This is a genomic window from Exiguobacterium acetylicum, from assembly GCF_022170825.1.
GTDB lineage: Bacteria > Bacillota > Bacilli > Exiguobacteriales > Exiguobacteriaceae > Exiguobacterium_A > Exiguobacterium_A acetylicum_B.
The window spans coordinates 681,246-693,970 of record NZ_CP081878.1 but is presented as its reverse complement, the minus strand read 5'-3'; the positions used below and the strand labels follow the sequence as shown (position 1 = coordinate 693,970).

Below are 12,725 nucleotides of genomic sequence, written 5' to 3'. Positions count from 1 at the left end.
CCTCCTTACATCTCTTCACTTTGTCGCTCGAATTGTTGAGCGTACCAGCCATTTTGTGCCATTAGGCTGTCGTGTGTTCCCCGTTCTGAAATCACCCCGTCTTGCAAGACGATGATTTCGTCCGCATGCGCCACTGCCGATAAGCGATGGGCAACGATTAATGTCGTTGATTGATGACGATTCGAGCGAATCGAATCGATGATATGTGATTCAGTTTTCGCATCTACTGCCGACAGTGAATCATCCAGCAGTAGCAATTCTGGTTTTTTCAACATTGCACGTGCGATCGACAGACGTTGCTTTTGTCCACCTGATAATGTGACACCTCGTTCGCCGACCATCGTCTCAAGTCCTTGCTCGAGCGTCTCGATGTCTTTTTCAAAGGATGCGAGACGAATCGCTTCCTGTAATTCTTCTTCCGTCGCTTCACCTACACCGAACAAGATATTGTCGCGGACGGATTTCGAGAACAGTAAATGTTCTTGTGAGACGTAACCTGTCCATCCACGCACCGTTTCAAGCGCGATATCTTCATACGGCACACCGTTGATCGTCAGCATGTCTCGACCGATCGGATACTCACGCAGGAATTGACGCAAGAACGTTGTTTTCCCGGAACCGGTTGGTCCAACGATTCCAATCGTTGCTCCTTGTTCGATCGTCATGTTCAAATCTTGTAATACTGGATGCGCCGTTTCTGGGTACGTAAATGTCAAATTCGTCATCTCAATCCGCTCCGGACGCTCGACGTGCTCCCGCGGCGTCGAGGCAATCAACGGTTTCACACGCATCGTCGCTTCTAAGCGGTCAAGACTCGCTGTTCCCCGCTGAATGACGTTGATCAATTCACCAAAGGCATACATCGGCCAGATCAGCATTCCGAGATAGATATTAAAGGCGACCAATTGTCCAAGCGTGATATCGTTCGTAAAGACGAGATATGTCCCGAACGACAAGCCGATCAAATAACTGAATCCGACGAGTAGTTTAATGATCGGTTCAAACAAGACATCGATTTTTGCGACGTGCATATTTTTCTCAAAGACATCCGTCGTCACATCGTCGAACCGTTTGACATCGACTGGTTCTTGTACGAATGAACGGATGACACGCAGTCCAGAAATCGACTCGACGACCTGATCGTTCATCGTTCCGAACGAGTCCTGGGCAGTAATGAAACGACCATGAATTTGACTCCCCAGCTTATTCATCGCATAGGCGAGAAGTGGCATCGGTAATAATGCAGCGAGCGTCAACTTCCAGTCGATCGCGACACCCATAACGACGAGTGTGATGGCTGTCATATTCAGCGAATCAACGAGCGTCAAGACACCAAACCCAGCTGTCCGTTCGACGGCTTTTAAGTCGTTCGTTGCGAGTGCCATCAAATCACCCGTCCGATTCTTTTGATAGAACGTTGGTGTCAATTTCAATAAGTGCGTAAAGAACCGACTCCGCAGTGTCCGCTCTAGTAAAAATGCCGTTCCGAATAATTTCGCTAACCACTGATACGTCAAAATGAAGGAGATGATGGAAATGACCGTTAATCCACCGACATACTGTAAGAGTGTCGTTCGATCCATCGAACCTGAGCGTAAACCGTCGATCACTTTTCCAATCAACCACGGCGGCGTCAAATCGATGAAGCCCGTGATGATCAGTAAGACGACTGCTACGAGGTAAGATGATTTGTGTTCTTTTAGAAACCAACTCAATTGCCGAAATAAACGCATGAGGGTCCCCCCTTTACTGTGAAATGAAGTGTTTTTTCCGAGCACGCAAAAAGGCATACGGATTTCCGGATGCAGTCCGAGAATCCGTATGCCTTGAAATAGACATACTGTTTTCTTGTTCGTCTGCGCGCTCGGGAGACGAATCCCCTTGCTCGCACATGAAATGAATTACTTATACGTGCTCAAGAGTCTCCGTCGTATTCAGCTGTTGGATGTGTGTGAAACCAATTGGCTTTTTCATAGGACGGTTCCTCCTTTTCTTAGTCTGTGCGTAGAATAACACAATTGTCGGATAATTGTCAATTTTTCGTCTTGCTTTCGTTATTCTGCCTCTTCTTCTTTAACTTGTTCAAGAACTTGAGCCGCTAGTCCATACGGAAATCCCTTTCGGACAAGTGCCTGTTTTACCTTTTGTTCGCGTTCAAACGGTTCGAGTTGCCGGTACTTTGGATAATACTTGCGTGCTTGATAGAGTGCTGCTTGTTCTTCTTCGTCACCTTCTTCAGCTAAGAATACCTCTTCGATGCCCGCCTTAATTAAATCGGACGAAAATCCACGCTGCATCAACGTCATCTGTAGTTTTTGTGTCAATTCGCGTACGGAACGTCGTTGCAACTCTTTTTGTTTTTGTCGTAAAAACTTAAGTATTTTTTCGTATGCTTCTTCATCCGTAAACGTCATGATTGCCTCATCAATCGCTGTCTTCGGTATCTTCAACGCCTCAAGATCGCGGCGAATCTTGCCTGGTCCTTGCGGTGTCGTTGCTTTTTTCGTCGACGTATACGCAAGAGCGAACTGTTGATCATCAAGATAGCGTTGCTCGGTCAATCGTTCGATCGCATGTTTGATCGCATGTTCCGGTGTCTCTTTTTCCGTCAGATACGTGACGACCTCACTCGTTGCCCGCATCCGGTATGATAGGTGATTCAATGAGAGACGATATGCTTTCTGCTGTTCTTCAGCCGTTAGTACTTCCTTGACGAAGTCGTCATCGAGTTCCTTATCGCGTTGCAGATTGTATTTGATTAAGATATCGACGTCTACGGCAAATGCATATTCTTCTTTACCATCACGTTCGACATAGATATTGAATCGTTCGCTGTTCTTTTTCTGGGTCGAGATCCGTTTGATCTTCATTTCGTTCCCTCCTCTAACCTGATTTGATAGTTCTACGATAGCATGAACAGGCAGGTCTATGTTTGACTGAAACTAAGGAACGGGAACAAATGGTAAGAACCTTATTTTGATGGATTTCAGGGAGGATGGATTATATGAAGATTGCAATCACGGGTGGAACTGGAATGATTGGTCAAGCTTTAACGAAGCGTTTGCTTGAGCAAGGACATCATATTTTTATCTTAACGCGTCATCCGAAAGCGAATGATGCGCATGTCACATATATCAAGTGGATGACAGAAGATGCAAAACCGGAACAACATCTAGAAGGAGTCGATGCTTTTATTCATCTCGCCGGCGCTTCAATCAATGATGGTCGTTGGACGGATGAACGAAAACGCGTCATCCTCGATAGTCGTGTCAGTACGACAAAAGAACTGGTACGAATCGTCGAAGCACTTGATCAAAAACCAAACGTCGTCTTATCTGCTTCGGCAGTTGGAATTTACGGACAAGATCGGCATCAGACGTTCTCAGAAGACCAACCACTCCCACCAACCGCTGACTTTTTGAGTCATGTCTGTGTCGCATGGGAAGATCTCGCTCGTCCGATTGCTGACGCTGGCATTCGACTCGTTCATCCACGAATCGGTGTCGTCTTGACGAAAGCCGGCGGTGCTTATCCACTCATGCGTTTACCGTACGTCTTGTTTGGTGGCGGTACGATGGGCGACGGAAAACAATGGGTATCTTGGATCCATATCGATGATTTAGTCGATTTATTCATCTTCGCCCTTGAGACCCCGACAGTCGAGGGACCGCTGAACATTACCGCCCCTCATCCGGAGACGATGCGTCGCTTTGGTCAGACGATTGGGAAAGTCTTGCACCGTCCACACTGGCTCCCTGCTCCACGCTTCGCGTTAGAACTCGCACTGGGTGAAAAGAGTACGATCGTACTCGAAGGAGCGCGTGTCGTTCCGAAAAAAGCGCTCGAAAACGGATACAAGTTTCGGTATGCTGAACTAAAGGATGCGTTACGAGCAATCGAGCATTCAAACTAGTACAGGGGTGGACGATACTTGGATATCTTAATTCGAAATGCACATATCTATCCGATTACTTCGGACAGTTTTTACGGGGACATCCGCATTCGTGATGGGAAAATCATTGAAATCGGTGAATTACTGGATCACTTAGAAAACGATCAAGTCATTGAAGCAGAAGGTCACTTTTTATTACCCGGTTTCATCGATGCCCATACACATCTCGGATTATATGACGAAGGTACCGGAACCGTCGGAAATGATGCGAATGAGACGATTTTTGCGATGACCCCTCATCTGCGTGCCATTGATGGCGTGTACCCACTTGATGAAGGATTTAAGGAAGCCGTCGAACACGGGATCACGACCGTTCAAGTCATGCCCGGTAGCATGAACATCATCGGTGGTGTCACGAGTGTCATCAAGACGCACGGACGGTTCATCGATGATATGATTCTTCGAAAGTACGCGGGTCTGAAGGTTGCGCTCGGTGAAAACCCAAAGCGTGTCCATAGTGCTGGTCGCGCCGGTGAACTGACACGGATGGGCATCATGGGGATGTTGCGCGAAGCCTTTCTTGAAGTTCGGACACAACGAGTTTCCGAAACGTTCGCTCACCAGATGATCAAACGGGTCCTTGATCATAAAATGCCGCTTCGTGTACATGCGCACCGAGCAGATGATATTCTGTCCGCCATTCGTTTTGCGGAAGAGTTCGATCTTGATTTGCGTATCGAGCATTGTACGGAAGGTCATCTCGTCGCAAAAGAGATGGAGCAGTTGCCGATCGAAAAAGTGACCGTCGGACCGACCTTTACACGTAAGTCTAAAATCGAACTGAAGAACAAAACGTGGGAAACGTACCGGATACTACACGAGCATGGTCTTGAGATTTCGATTACGACCGATCATCCGTACACCCCTGTCCAGTATTTGAATCTCTGTGCTGGCCTCGCTGCACGAGAAGGTCTACCTGTCGACGTCGCCTTACGGGCGATCACGATTCATCCCGCTCGCTCGCTTGGTGTAGATGATCGTGTCGGATCGATTGAACCCGGAAAAGATGCCGATCTCGTTCTCTGGAGCCACTTCCCGCTTGACTATTTAGCGAAGCCACTCATGACGATGATCGACGGAAAAATCATTTTTGAACACGCTCAACTGAACCTGACTTAACCCCGCCCCCGCCAGGTGTTTATAACGCCTTTCGGGGGTTTTGAACGCTTCTGAAAAACATCTTGTTTTTGTATCTTTTTTCAAAAAAATTATTTTCTTGCAATTTTAAAAAAAGAAGGTAATATTATCTTATCCGACAACTGAAGAAGGCATACCATGCGCGGTTCAAACGAGTCAGACAGGTAGCTTTCGACAATCATTCTTGCGGTCCTAAAAAGGAGGAATGGAAGTATGCTCAAGCAACGGGAGCTGAGCGACTGCGCTGATTTGTTCGAACTGATGCAGCATCAAGACGTATATCCGTACGTCCGCCAAAAAACACGGTACTTTGATGAATTTCTGTTTACTACAAAGCAGGCAATCGAAGAGGAAGAACGTGGTGAAATCGTATCACGTACCATCCTAGATGAGTTCGATCAACCGATTGGTACGATTAGTTTACTCGATATCGAAGGACAATATGGGTTTCTCGGTACATGGTTAGGTAAACCGTATCATGGTAAAGGATACAATCATTTAGCGAAAGAAGCCTTTTTCTCTGAGCTGTTCTTCGAGCTCGGATACGAGAGCGTCTTCATGAAAATTCGTAAAAGCAACGTCCGTTCACAAAAAGCAGCTGAAAAATTGCCTTACGCATTCTGTGCTGATGAGTTGCGCCCAGCGCTCCTTGAGCAACTGAATACCGGCGAGACACAATTCACGCTGTATGAAGTCTCAAAGTCTAGTTTCCACATGTATATTCATGGTCGGGAGCTCGAAACACTATACGATCACCAACAACTCGAAGCATGAGAGCCTTGTCTCTCGTGCTTTTTTGTGTCCACGCATGCGTTTCTAAAGTTTGAAATGGTATGATAAATAAGAAAACTCATCTTTATGGAAGAAACACTTTCTTCTACAGGAAATGGAGCGAAGACTAATGCCAGAATCGTTTAACATTCTCGTAGTAGATGATGAAGCACAAATGCGTGACCTTCTCGTCTCGAATCTTGAAAAAGAACATTACACGACGATGACAGCTTCTAATGGACAAGAAGCGATCCATCTCATTCAACAAAATACATTCCACCTCGTCCTACTCGATGTCATGATGCCGGAAATGGACGGCTTGACGGCATGCATGCGGATTCGTGAATTCTCAAACGTTCCGATCATCATGCTGACGGCACGTTCGGACGAACTCGATCGCATCCACGGATTGAAAATCGGAGCTGATGACTATATTACAAAACCATTCAGCCCACGAGAACTGCTCGCTCGTATCGAAGCGACGCTTCGTCGTTCTCATCGCTTTACAGTTGATCAATCGGCTACTTTAACGCTCGGCATGCTTGAACTCGATACGGAAAGTCGGAGTGTCCACGTCAATGGCAAGCCGGTCAGCCTGACGCGTAAGGAATTTGATTTGTTGCACCTGTTCGCCCAAAACAATGATAAGGTCTTTTCCCGGGAACAGTTACTCGATCAAATCTGGGGTGCGGATTATATTGGTAACTTACGGACGGTCGATACACACATCAAAACACTTCGCTTAAAGCTAGGGGAAGCTGGTGGCTCGATTCAAACGGTCTGGGGCATCGGTTATAAATTCGAGGAAGTATGATTAAACGTTATACGATCCGACGTCGGATTTGGATCACGATTTGGTTTACGAGTGTTTTTTCTGCCATCTTATTCGTATTGTTGACATTCTATCTCTACGATCGGTTTTATCTTCAGACGCAGGAAGATATTTTATTGAACCGAGGCGAAAAGCTGATTAACATTTATGAATCCGAAGGGTTATCCGGTGCTTTTTACGATGGAATGACTTATACGAATGAACTGACGGAATCCAAAGTCTTCTTCATCGATTTTCTAAAGAAAAATCCAGCTGGACTGCGCTTTTTGACGAATGCGGATATCGAAGAACTTCGAAATGGTGAAACCGTCGTCTCGAGTCGAACCCATCCAATTGAAGGGACGGACATTTTGATGACCGGTTTTCCGATCATCGAAAACAATCGACTCGTTGGTACGTTAATCTTGTACTTGGAACTTGGTCAAATCAGTGAACCGTTCCGCCCGCTCCGGCTGATGATTTTCTTCATGATCGGACTGATCGTCCTGAATCTCGTCATCTTCGGACGACAAATCATCGATACGATCATCCGTCCGTTGATCGACATGAAGCGTGCCTCGACTGTTTATGCGCAAGGTGACTTTGATTACCGGATTCCGATTCAATCGGACGATGAGATCGGGGAACTCGCAGAAACGTTAAACAAGATGGCGGAATCGCTCGGTGAGGTCGATGAGCAGCGTAAAGAATTCCTCGCGAACGTCAGTCACGAACTACGGACACCGCTCTCCTACATCCGTGGTTATACGGAGATGATGCAGGATGATTCGCTTGAGGAAGAAAAACGTGCTCAGTACTATCAAATCATCGAACGGGAAACCGAACGTTTGCAACGTCTTGTCAATGATCTGCTCGATCTCGCTCAACTCGAGCGCGACTCTTATCCGATGTCGAAACAACCACTTGTCTTCAGTCAAGTGCTTGAAGATGTCATCTACCGGATGGAACCGATCGCTCAATCAAAAGGGGTTACATTCGTCATGAATCTCGACCCGGATCAAATCGTCTTAGGTGATACGGACCGTCTCGAGCAAGTCTTCGGTAATTTGCTCGATAATGCTTTACGGTACACACCGCCTGGCAAACAGATTTTCTTGTCGACCGAAACGATCGGCGACCGGACGCATTGTCTTATCCGAGATGAAGGAGAAGGCATTCCGGAAGAACATCTCGATCGACTGACGAAACGTTTTTATCGTGTCGATAAATCACGAACACGTAAAGATGGCGGAACTGGTCTTGGTCTTGCGATCACAAAACATATCATTGATCGGCATGATGGAACGATCCGGTTCGACTCCGTCCTTGGAGAAGGAACGACTGTCCACATCGAGTTGCCGCTTCTTCCGGATGAAGAGGATGGATTTGAATGATGGAACAGCAAGTCGTGCAAGTCTTCGAACTCTTCGGTCCGTTTGCACCATTCGTGAGTGCCTTGGTCGGCATCGTCGTCAGTGTAGTGGGTGTTCTACCGAGTACGTTCGTCACCGCTGCGAATCTCGTCTATTTCGGACTATGGATGGGCACGTTGCTCTCCTTCGTTGGTGAAGTCCTCGGTGCAGGGTGTGCCTTCCTTCTCTACCGGAAAGGACTGCGGTATGCCCTTCGTCGCCCACTTCCGGATCGATTCGCTCGTCTGCAGCAAAAGCTACAAGCGCAAAAAGGACGCGAAGCGTTTCTAACGATTCTCTTGTTACGGCTGTTACCGTTCGTGCCGTCTGGCATCGTCAATATCGTTAGTGCGGCGAGTGGTGTTTCTATCTTGCTTTTCCTAACTGCAAGTACGCTCGGAAAAATTCCAGCTATGTTACTCGAAGTACTCGCCGTCCATCAATTCATGCAATCCTCGACGATGATGCAATGGTCGATTGCAGGCATCGCACTTGCCGGTTATCTGATCTATCGCGTATATCAAAAACGAACATCATCGATTTAAATTACAAGCTAGCTGAAAGGAATTGTCGTTCATGGAATTAAGAAGTTTTGGAACATCCGACTTACTTGTTTCCCCGCTTGGTTTTGGAGCCGGTCATATTGGCTCAGAACAGATGACGGATCGCGAAGCGGTATATTTACTGGAACAAGCACGGGATCTTGGTATTAATCTGATCGATACAGCACGTGGCTATGGTTTATCGGAGCAACGTGTCGGACAATTTCTAAAGAGTCGTCGTCACGATATCATTCTGTCGACGAAAGTCGGATATGATGTTCCGGGTGCACAGGACTGGACGTTTGAAGCTGTCCGTGGTGGTATCGATCAAGCCTTACGGACGATGCAAACGGATCATCTTGATATCGTACACTTGCATTCCTGCAGCCGAGAAATTCTTGCTCAAGGCGACGTCATCGAGGCACTCGAACAAGCAAAACAAGCAGGAAAAGTCCGGGTCATCGCTTATTCTGGTGACCGGGAAGACTTGCAGTATGCGATCGAAACGAAACGCTTCGATAGTTTCCAGACATCCTTCAATCTGTTTGATCAACGCGTCGATCAAGTCTTACCTACACTTTTGAATCACGGGGTCATCGCCAAACGTCCAATTGGTAATGCACCATGGCGTTTCACGGAGCGTCCGGTCGGACAATATGTCGAACCTTACTGGGAACGAGCGCAACAACTCGCTTATCCACTCGAGGAATCGAGCTGGCTTGAGACGGCATTACGTTTTACAGTCTTCGAACCAGGGATTACGACAGCCATCATCGGCACGTCTCGACCAGAACACCTCGCTTTGAATCAGCAACTGATTGAACGTGGTCCACTCCCAACTGATCGTGTCGCTCAGTTGAAGGAACGGTTTACCGAATGTGACGCCACGTTCGATTATGTTTCGCAAACGTAAGTGAGCAGTCACAGAAAAAAAGCCCGTATGTTCACTCGCTCAAGGAGTGCATACGGGCTTGTTACTTAGAACTTTTTCTTTTTCTTCTTTTCGAGCACGACGATCGCTTCAACGTGCGCCGTTTGTGGGAACATATCATACGGTTGAATGTACGATACCTTATATCCCGCTTTCATTAAGTGATCGCAATCACGTGCAAGCGTCTGCGGGTTACACGAGACATAGATGATTTTTTTCGCCTTAGACGAAATCATTGCGTTCAATAACTGCGTATCGCAACCTGAACGGGGTGGATCGACGATGAAGACATCTGGAATCCAACCTTCCTTGACCCAACGTGGAATCCATGCTTCTGCCTTACCGACGACATAATGCGCATGATCAAAGCCATATTGCTTCATGTGCGCATTCGCATCTTCAACTGCTTCTTCAATGATTTCCATCCCGCGGACTTCTTTTGCCCCCTTAGCAATCCAGAGTCCAATTGAACCGACACCTGCATAAGCATCCACGACACGTTCTTCGCCTGTCAAAGCAGCAGCACGGGCAATTTCCTCATACATCCGTTCTGCCTGTTCCGGGTTCAACTGGAAGAAAGCGCGCGGCGACAGTTGATACGTGAACTCGCCCATTTCTTCTTCGATCCGCTCGACACCACGCAAGACTTCCGTCTCTTCCCCGAAGACACGTGACGTCAACTTATCATTGATGTTCAGTGCAACAGAGACGACACCTGGAATGTCCATGATATCGCGCGATAAGCCCTCTAGATCACGGAAGCCATCTTTAAAGGCAACGAGCACGACTTGAATTTCGCCCGTTTTGATTCCTGTCCGGACGACGATATGGCGCATGACACCGTCTTGTTTTGACGCATGGTAAACGGGTACTTTATAGTCATTGAGTAATTTCGTAACAGCTTGGTTGACGCGAAGCGTATCCTTATTTTGGACGACACAATCATCGATTGCGACCAGACGATTCGAATTCGCAGAATAGAGACCACTGACGATTTCATTGCCTTGTTTCCCGACAACGAATTGTGACTTGTTGCGGTATCCCCACTCCTTCGAACCAATCGTCGGACGGATATCGGCTTTCTCAACATTCAGTTTCGTTGATTTCAAGAAAGCGTTGCGAAGCATTTCTTCCTTATAACGCAATTGTCCATCGTAACTCATATGTTGTAATTGACAGCCGCCACAGACACTATAGACCGGGCAAAGTGGTGTCACGCGATCCGGTGAACGATCGTCACGCTTTAAGATCTTTGCATTCGCATAGTTCGCATGAATTTCTGTGATCTCGATTTGCGCCGTCTCACCTACAAGCAATCCTGGGATGAAGACGATCTGTCGCTCGAGCGTCGCGATCCCTTCACCGTTGATGCCCATCCGTAGACAAGTGACCGAACGAACCTCACCTGTCTGTAATTTGATTTTTGTTGCCATTGATTTCATCCTTTCCATTTGCACAAATGAAAAAGCGGTCTCAATCTACCGCTTTTTTCGTTTCTTCTTGTTCTTTCATATCCTTCGCATATCGAACGACTTTCGCCTTGAGTTGATCTAATGATACGATCAGTCGTTCCAAATCTTCGATATCTGATGATTCATCGAGTGAATCGATTGTATGACAGAGAAGCTGCATTCTTGATTTTAGCACATTCATTTGACCAAGTTTATCAGTTCTTGCTTTTCCCATTATTCAGACTTCCTTTCTTCCGCTGGATTCCGACGTTATTTTAGCATACGATACGAGGTGGAGCACTAAAAAGGAGGAGTATCTATGTCACATTCATCACCCATCACGATCGCGAACGATCCGTGGGAAGCTTATCGCGACATTGAACAATACGGCACGGTCCGTTTGACGAACATTGAAGTCACGACAACAAAACTGTGTAACATGCGCTGCGAACATTGCGCCGTCGGTTACATGTTATCTAGTAGCGAGTCACCCGAGATTCCAATCGAGCTACTTATTCAACGTCTGGATGAAATCGAGCATCTGCGTGCCTTCTCAATCACCGGCGGCGAACCGATGCTTTCAATGAAGTCCATCAAGGAGTACGTTGTCCCTTTACTTAAGTATGCCCACGAACGTGGTGCTAAAACCCAAATCAACTCAAATTTAACACTTCCGTTATCTCGCTACGAATTAATCATTCCTTATTTAGATGTCTTGCACATCTCACATAACTGGGGAACAGTCGACGATTTTATCGATGGTGGCTTTGCGATGATGGAACGAAAACCGTCACGCGAAGCACGGACGAAACTATTTGAAACGATGAAAGAGAATGCCCGCGTTCTAAATGCACGTGGTGTCATCGTTTCTGCAGAGACGATGATCAACAAACGGACATTACCACACCTTGAAGCGATCCATAAAGAAATCGTTGATATGGGCTGTGTCCGTCACGAAGTCCATCCAATGTACCCCGCTGACTTCGCGTCGATGATCGAAGCCGCTAGCTTACCCGAAATTCGCGACGGGATCCATCGTTTGCTTGACGTTCGGGATCCGAACGTCTGGATGTTGTTCGGAACGCTTCCCTTCTACGCTTGCTCGATGGAAGAGGCGGATTTAGAACTTCATCGTCGCTTGCGTCAAGAGAAAAACGTATCTGTCCGCAATGATCCTGATGGGCGTTCCCGTCTCAACGTCAACATCTTTGACGGCGAAATCATCGTAACGGATTTCGGTGACGAACTTGCTTCGCTTGGTACGATTCATGAGACATCCTTCAATGATGCTTATGCCGAGTGGCAAGAAACGGAACTGAATAAAAGCTTGTCGTGTCACTGCCCTGCGGTGCAATGCCTTGGACCGAACGCGCTTGTGAAGAACGCATACTACCCTGAGATTGATTTCACAAAACAGTCGAGCCGGCTTTAAAATCGAAAAAAAGGTTTTGAACGACGGCGTCCCGGGAAAAATGTCACAAAGTAGACACATTCTGTTTTTCTAAAAGGAGTGACCGGGATGGAATGGCTCGTAGGTATTGTCGCAATCATCGGTACGTTCAGCATGGTCTTGTTCGTAATGATGGTTGGTATTCGTACTTCACACAGCATCGAACATGATGAAGTGTTCGATCAGACAGATTGGGATGAACATCTTCTGCATATGCCGCGTCCGACACGTTTTGAACAAGAAAATAAATGAAGTACGCCCCGGTCTC

The 12,725-nt window shown here is 46.9% G+C and carries 13 protein-coding genes; 9 read left to right on the top strand and 4 right to left on the bottom strand.

From position 1 onward, the window contains the following. Window positions 1-5 precede the first annotated feature (5 nt). Together K6T22_RS03560 and K6T22_RS03555 are read right to left on the bottom strand one after the other, a co-directional pair. Window positions 6-1,733, bottom strand: coding sequence for an ABC transporter ATP-binding protein (locus K6T22_RS03560; protein WP_238238957.1), 1,728 nt, complete (start codon window positions 1,731-1,733; stop codon window positions 6-8). A gap of 321 nt (window positions 1,734-2,054) precedes the next feature. Continuing rightward, window positions 2,055-2,870: a RecX family transcriptional regulator gene (locus K6T22_RS03555; RefSeq protein WP_238238955.1), complete on the bottom strand. Its 816-nt coding sequence runs from the start codon at window positions 2,868-2,870 to the stop codon at window positions 2,055-2,057. A 134-nt stretch (window positions 2,871-3,004) separates the two neighbouring features. On the opposite strand from K6T22_RS03555, the gene K6T22_RS03550 reads away from it, so the two are divergent. The 7 genes from K6T22_RS03550 to K6T22_RS03520 all read left to right on the top strand — a co-directional run bounded on the left by K6T22_RS03550 (window position 3,005) and on the right by K6T22_RS03520 (window position 9,538). After that, window positions 3,005-3,913 carry a TIGR01777 family oxidoreductase gene (locus K6T22_RS03550; protein ID WP_238238954.1) on the top strand — a complete coding sequence of 303 codons (909 nt, stop codon included), beginning with the start codon at window positions 3,005-3,007 and terminating at the stop codon, window positions 3,911-3,913. 18 nt (window positions 3,914-3,931) lie between these two features. Then, window positions 3,932-5,071, top strand: coding sequence for an amidohydrolase (locus K6T22_RS03545; RefSeq protein ID WP_238238953.1), 1,140 nt, complete (start codon window positions 3,932-3,934; stop codon window positions 5,069-5,071). 231 nt (window positions 5,072-5,302) lie between these two features. Beyond that, a complete protein-coding gene (locus K6T22_RS03540) occupies window positions 5,303-5,863 on the top strand; it encodes a GNAT family N-acetyltransferase (protein ID WP_238238951.1) in 561 nt (186 codons plus the stop codon). Window positions 5,864-5,990: 127 nt separating this feature from the next. Beyond that, a complete protein-coding gene (locus tag K6T22_RS03535) occupies window positions 5,991-6,674 on the top strand; it encodes a response regulator transcription factor (protein WP_023467299.1) in 684 nt (227 codons plus the stop codon). Further along, on the top strand, window positions 6,671-8,065 hold the full coding sequence (locus tag K6T22_RS03530) for a sensor histidine kinase (protein WP_023467298.1): 1,395 nt from the start codon (window positions 6,671-6,673) through the stop codon (window positions 8,063-8,065). Before K6T22_RS03535 ends, K6T22_RS03530 begins: the two co-directional genes overlap by 4 nt. After that, window positions 8,062-8,628, top strand: coding sequence for a TVP38/TMEM64 family protein (locus K6T22_RS03525; RefSeq protein ID WP_238238950.1), 567 nt, complete (start codon window positions 8,062-8,064; stop codon window positions 8,626-8,628). The genes K6T22_RS03530 and K6T22_RS03525 overlap by 4 nt, the downstream gene beginning before the upstream one ends. 31 nt (window positions 8,629-8,659) lie before the next feature. After that, window positions 8,660-9,538, top strand: coding sequence for an aldo/keto reductase (locus K6T22_RS03520; protein ID WP_238238949.1), 879 nt, complete (start codon window positions 8,660-8,662; stop codon window positions 9,536-9,538). Between the two features lie 65 nt (window positions 9,539-9,603). Here K6T22_RS03520 and rlmD read toward each other — a convergent pair whose 3' ends face one another. Together rlmD and K6T22_RS03510 are read right to left on the bottom strand one after the other, a co-directional pair. Then, window positions 9,604-10,989 carry a 23S rRNA (uracil(1939)-C(5))-methyltransferase RlmD gene (rlmD, locus tag K6T22_RS03515; RefSeq protein ID WP_035398768.1) on the bottom strand — a complete coding sequence of 462 codons (1,386 nt, stop codon included), beginning with the start codon at window positions 10,987-10,989 and terminating at the stop codon, window positions 9,604-9,606. A 40-nt stretch (window positions 10,990-11,029) separates the two neighbouring features. After that, window positions 11,030-11,242 carry an SE1561 family protein gene (locus K6T22_RS03510; RefSeq protein WP_023467294.1) on the bottom strand — a complete coding sequence of 71 codons (213 nt, stop codon included), beginning with the start codon at window positions 11,240-11,242 and terminating at the stop codon, window positions 11,030-11,032. 84 nt (window positions 11,243-11,326) lie between these two features. Between K6T22_RS03510 and yfkAB the strand changes: the two genes are divergently transcribed. After that, window positions 11,327-12,439 (top strand): radical SAM/CxCxxxxC motif protein YfkAB, encoded by a 1,113-nt coding sequence (yfkAB, locus tag K6T22_RS03505; RefSeq protein WP_238238948.1) that lies wholly within the window; start codon window positions 11,327-11,329, stop codon window positions 12,437-12,439. 87 nt (window positions 12,440-12,526) lie between these two features. Next, entirely contained in the window at window positions 12,527-12,709 is a 183-nt protein-coding gene (locus K6T22_RS03500; RefSeq protein ID WP_029340894.1) for a hypothetical protein, read from the top strand. Window positions 12,710-12,725: the final 16 nt, after the last annotated feature.

Coding starts and splice junctions, on each gene's coding strand:
- K6T22_RS03560 (WP_238238957.1), bottom strand. CDS start 1,733: ATGCGTTTATTTCGGCAATTGAGTTGGTTTCTAAAAGAACACAAATCA.
- K6T22_RS03555 (WP_238238955.1), bottom strand. CDS start 2,870: ATGAAGATCAAACGGATCTCGACCCAGAAAAAGAACAGCGAACGATTC.
- K6T22_RS03550 (WP_238238954.1), top strand. CDS start 3,005: ATGAAGATTGCAATCACGGGTGGAACTGGAATGATTGGTCAAGCTTTA.
- K6T22_RS03540 (WP_238238951.1), top strand. CDS start 5,303: ATGCTCAAGCAACGGGAGCTGAGCGACTGCGCTGATTTGTTCGAACTG.
- K6T22_RS03535 (WP_023467299.1), top strand. CDS start 5,991: ATGCCAGAATCGTTTAACATTCTCGTAGTAGATGATGAAGCACAAATG.
- K6T22_RS03530 (WP_023467298.1), top strand. CDS start 6,671: ATGATTAAACGTTATACGATCCGACGTCGGATTTGGATCACGATTTGG.
- K6T22_RS03525 (WP_238238950.1), top strand. CDS start 8,062: ATGATGGAACAGCAAGTCGTGCAAGTCTTCGAACTCTTCGGTCCGTTT.
- K6T22_RS03520 (WP_238238949.1), top strand. CDS start 8,660: ATGGAATTAAGAAGTTTTGGAACATCCGACTTACTTGTTTCCCCGCTT.
- rlmD (WP_035398768.1), bottom strand. CDS start 10,989: ATGGCAACAAAAATCAAATTACAGACAGGTGAGGTTCGTTCGGTCACT.
- K6T22_RS03510 (WP_023467294.1), bottom strand. CDS start 11,242: ATGGGAAAAGCAAGAACTGATAAACTTGGTCAAATGAATGTGCTAAAA.
- yfkAB (WP_238238948.1), top strand. CDS start 11,327: ATGTCACATTCATCACCCATCACGATCGCGAACGATCCGTGGGAAGCT.
- K6T22_RS03500 (WP_029340894.1), top strand. CDS start 12,527: ATGGAATGGCTCGTAGGTATTGTCGCAATCATCGGTACGTTCAGCATG.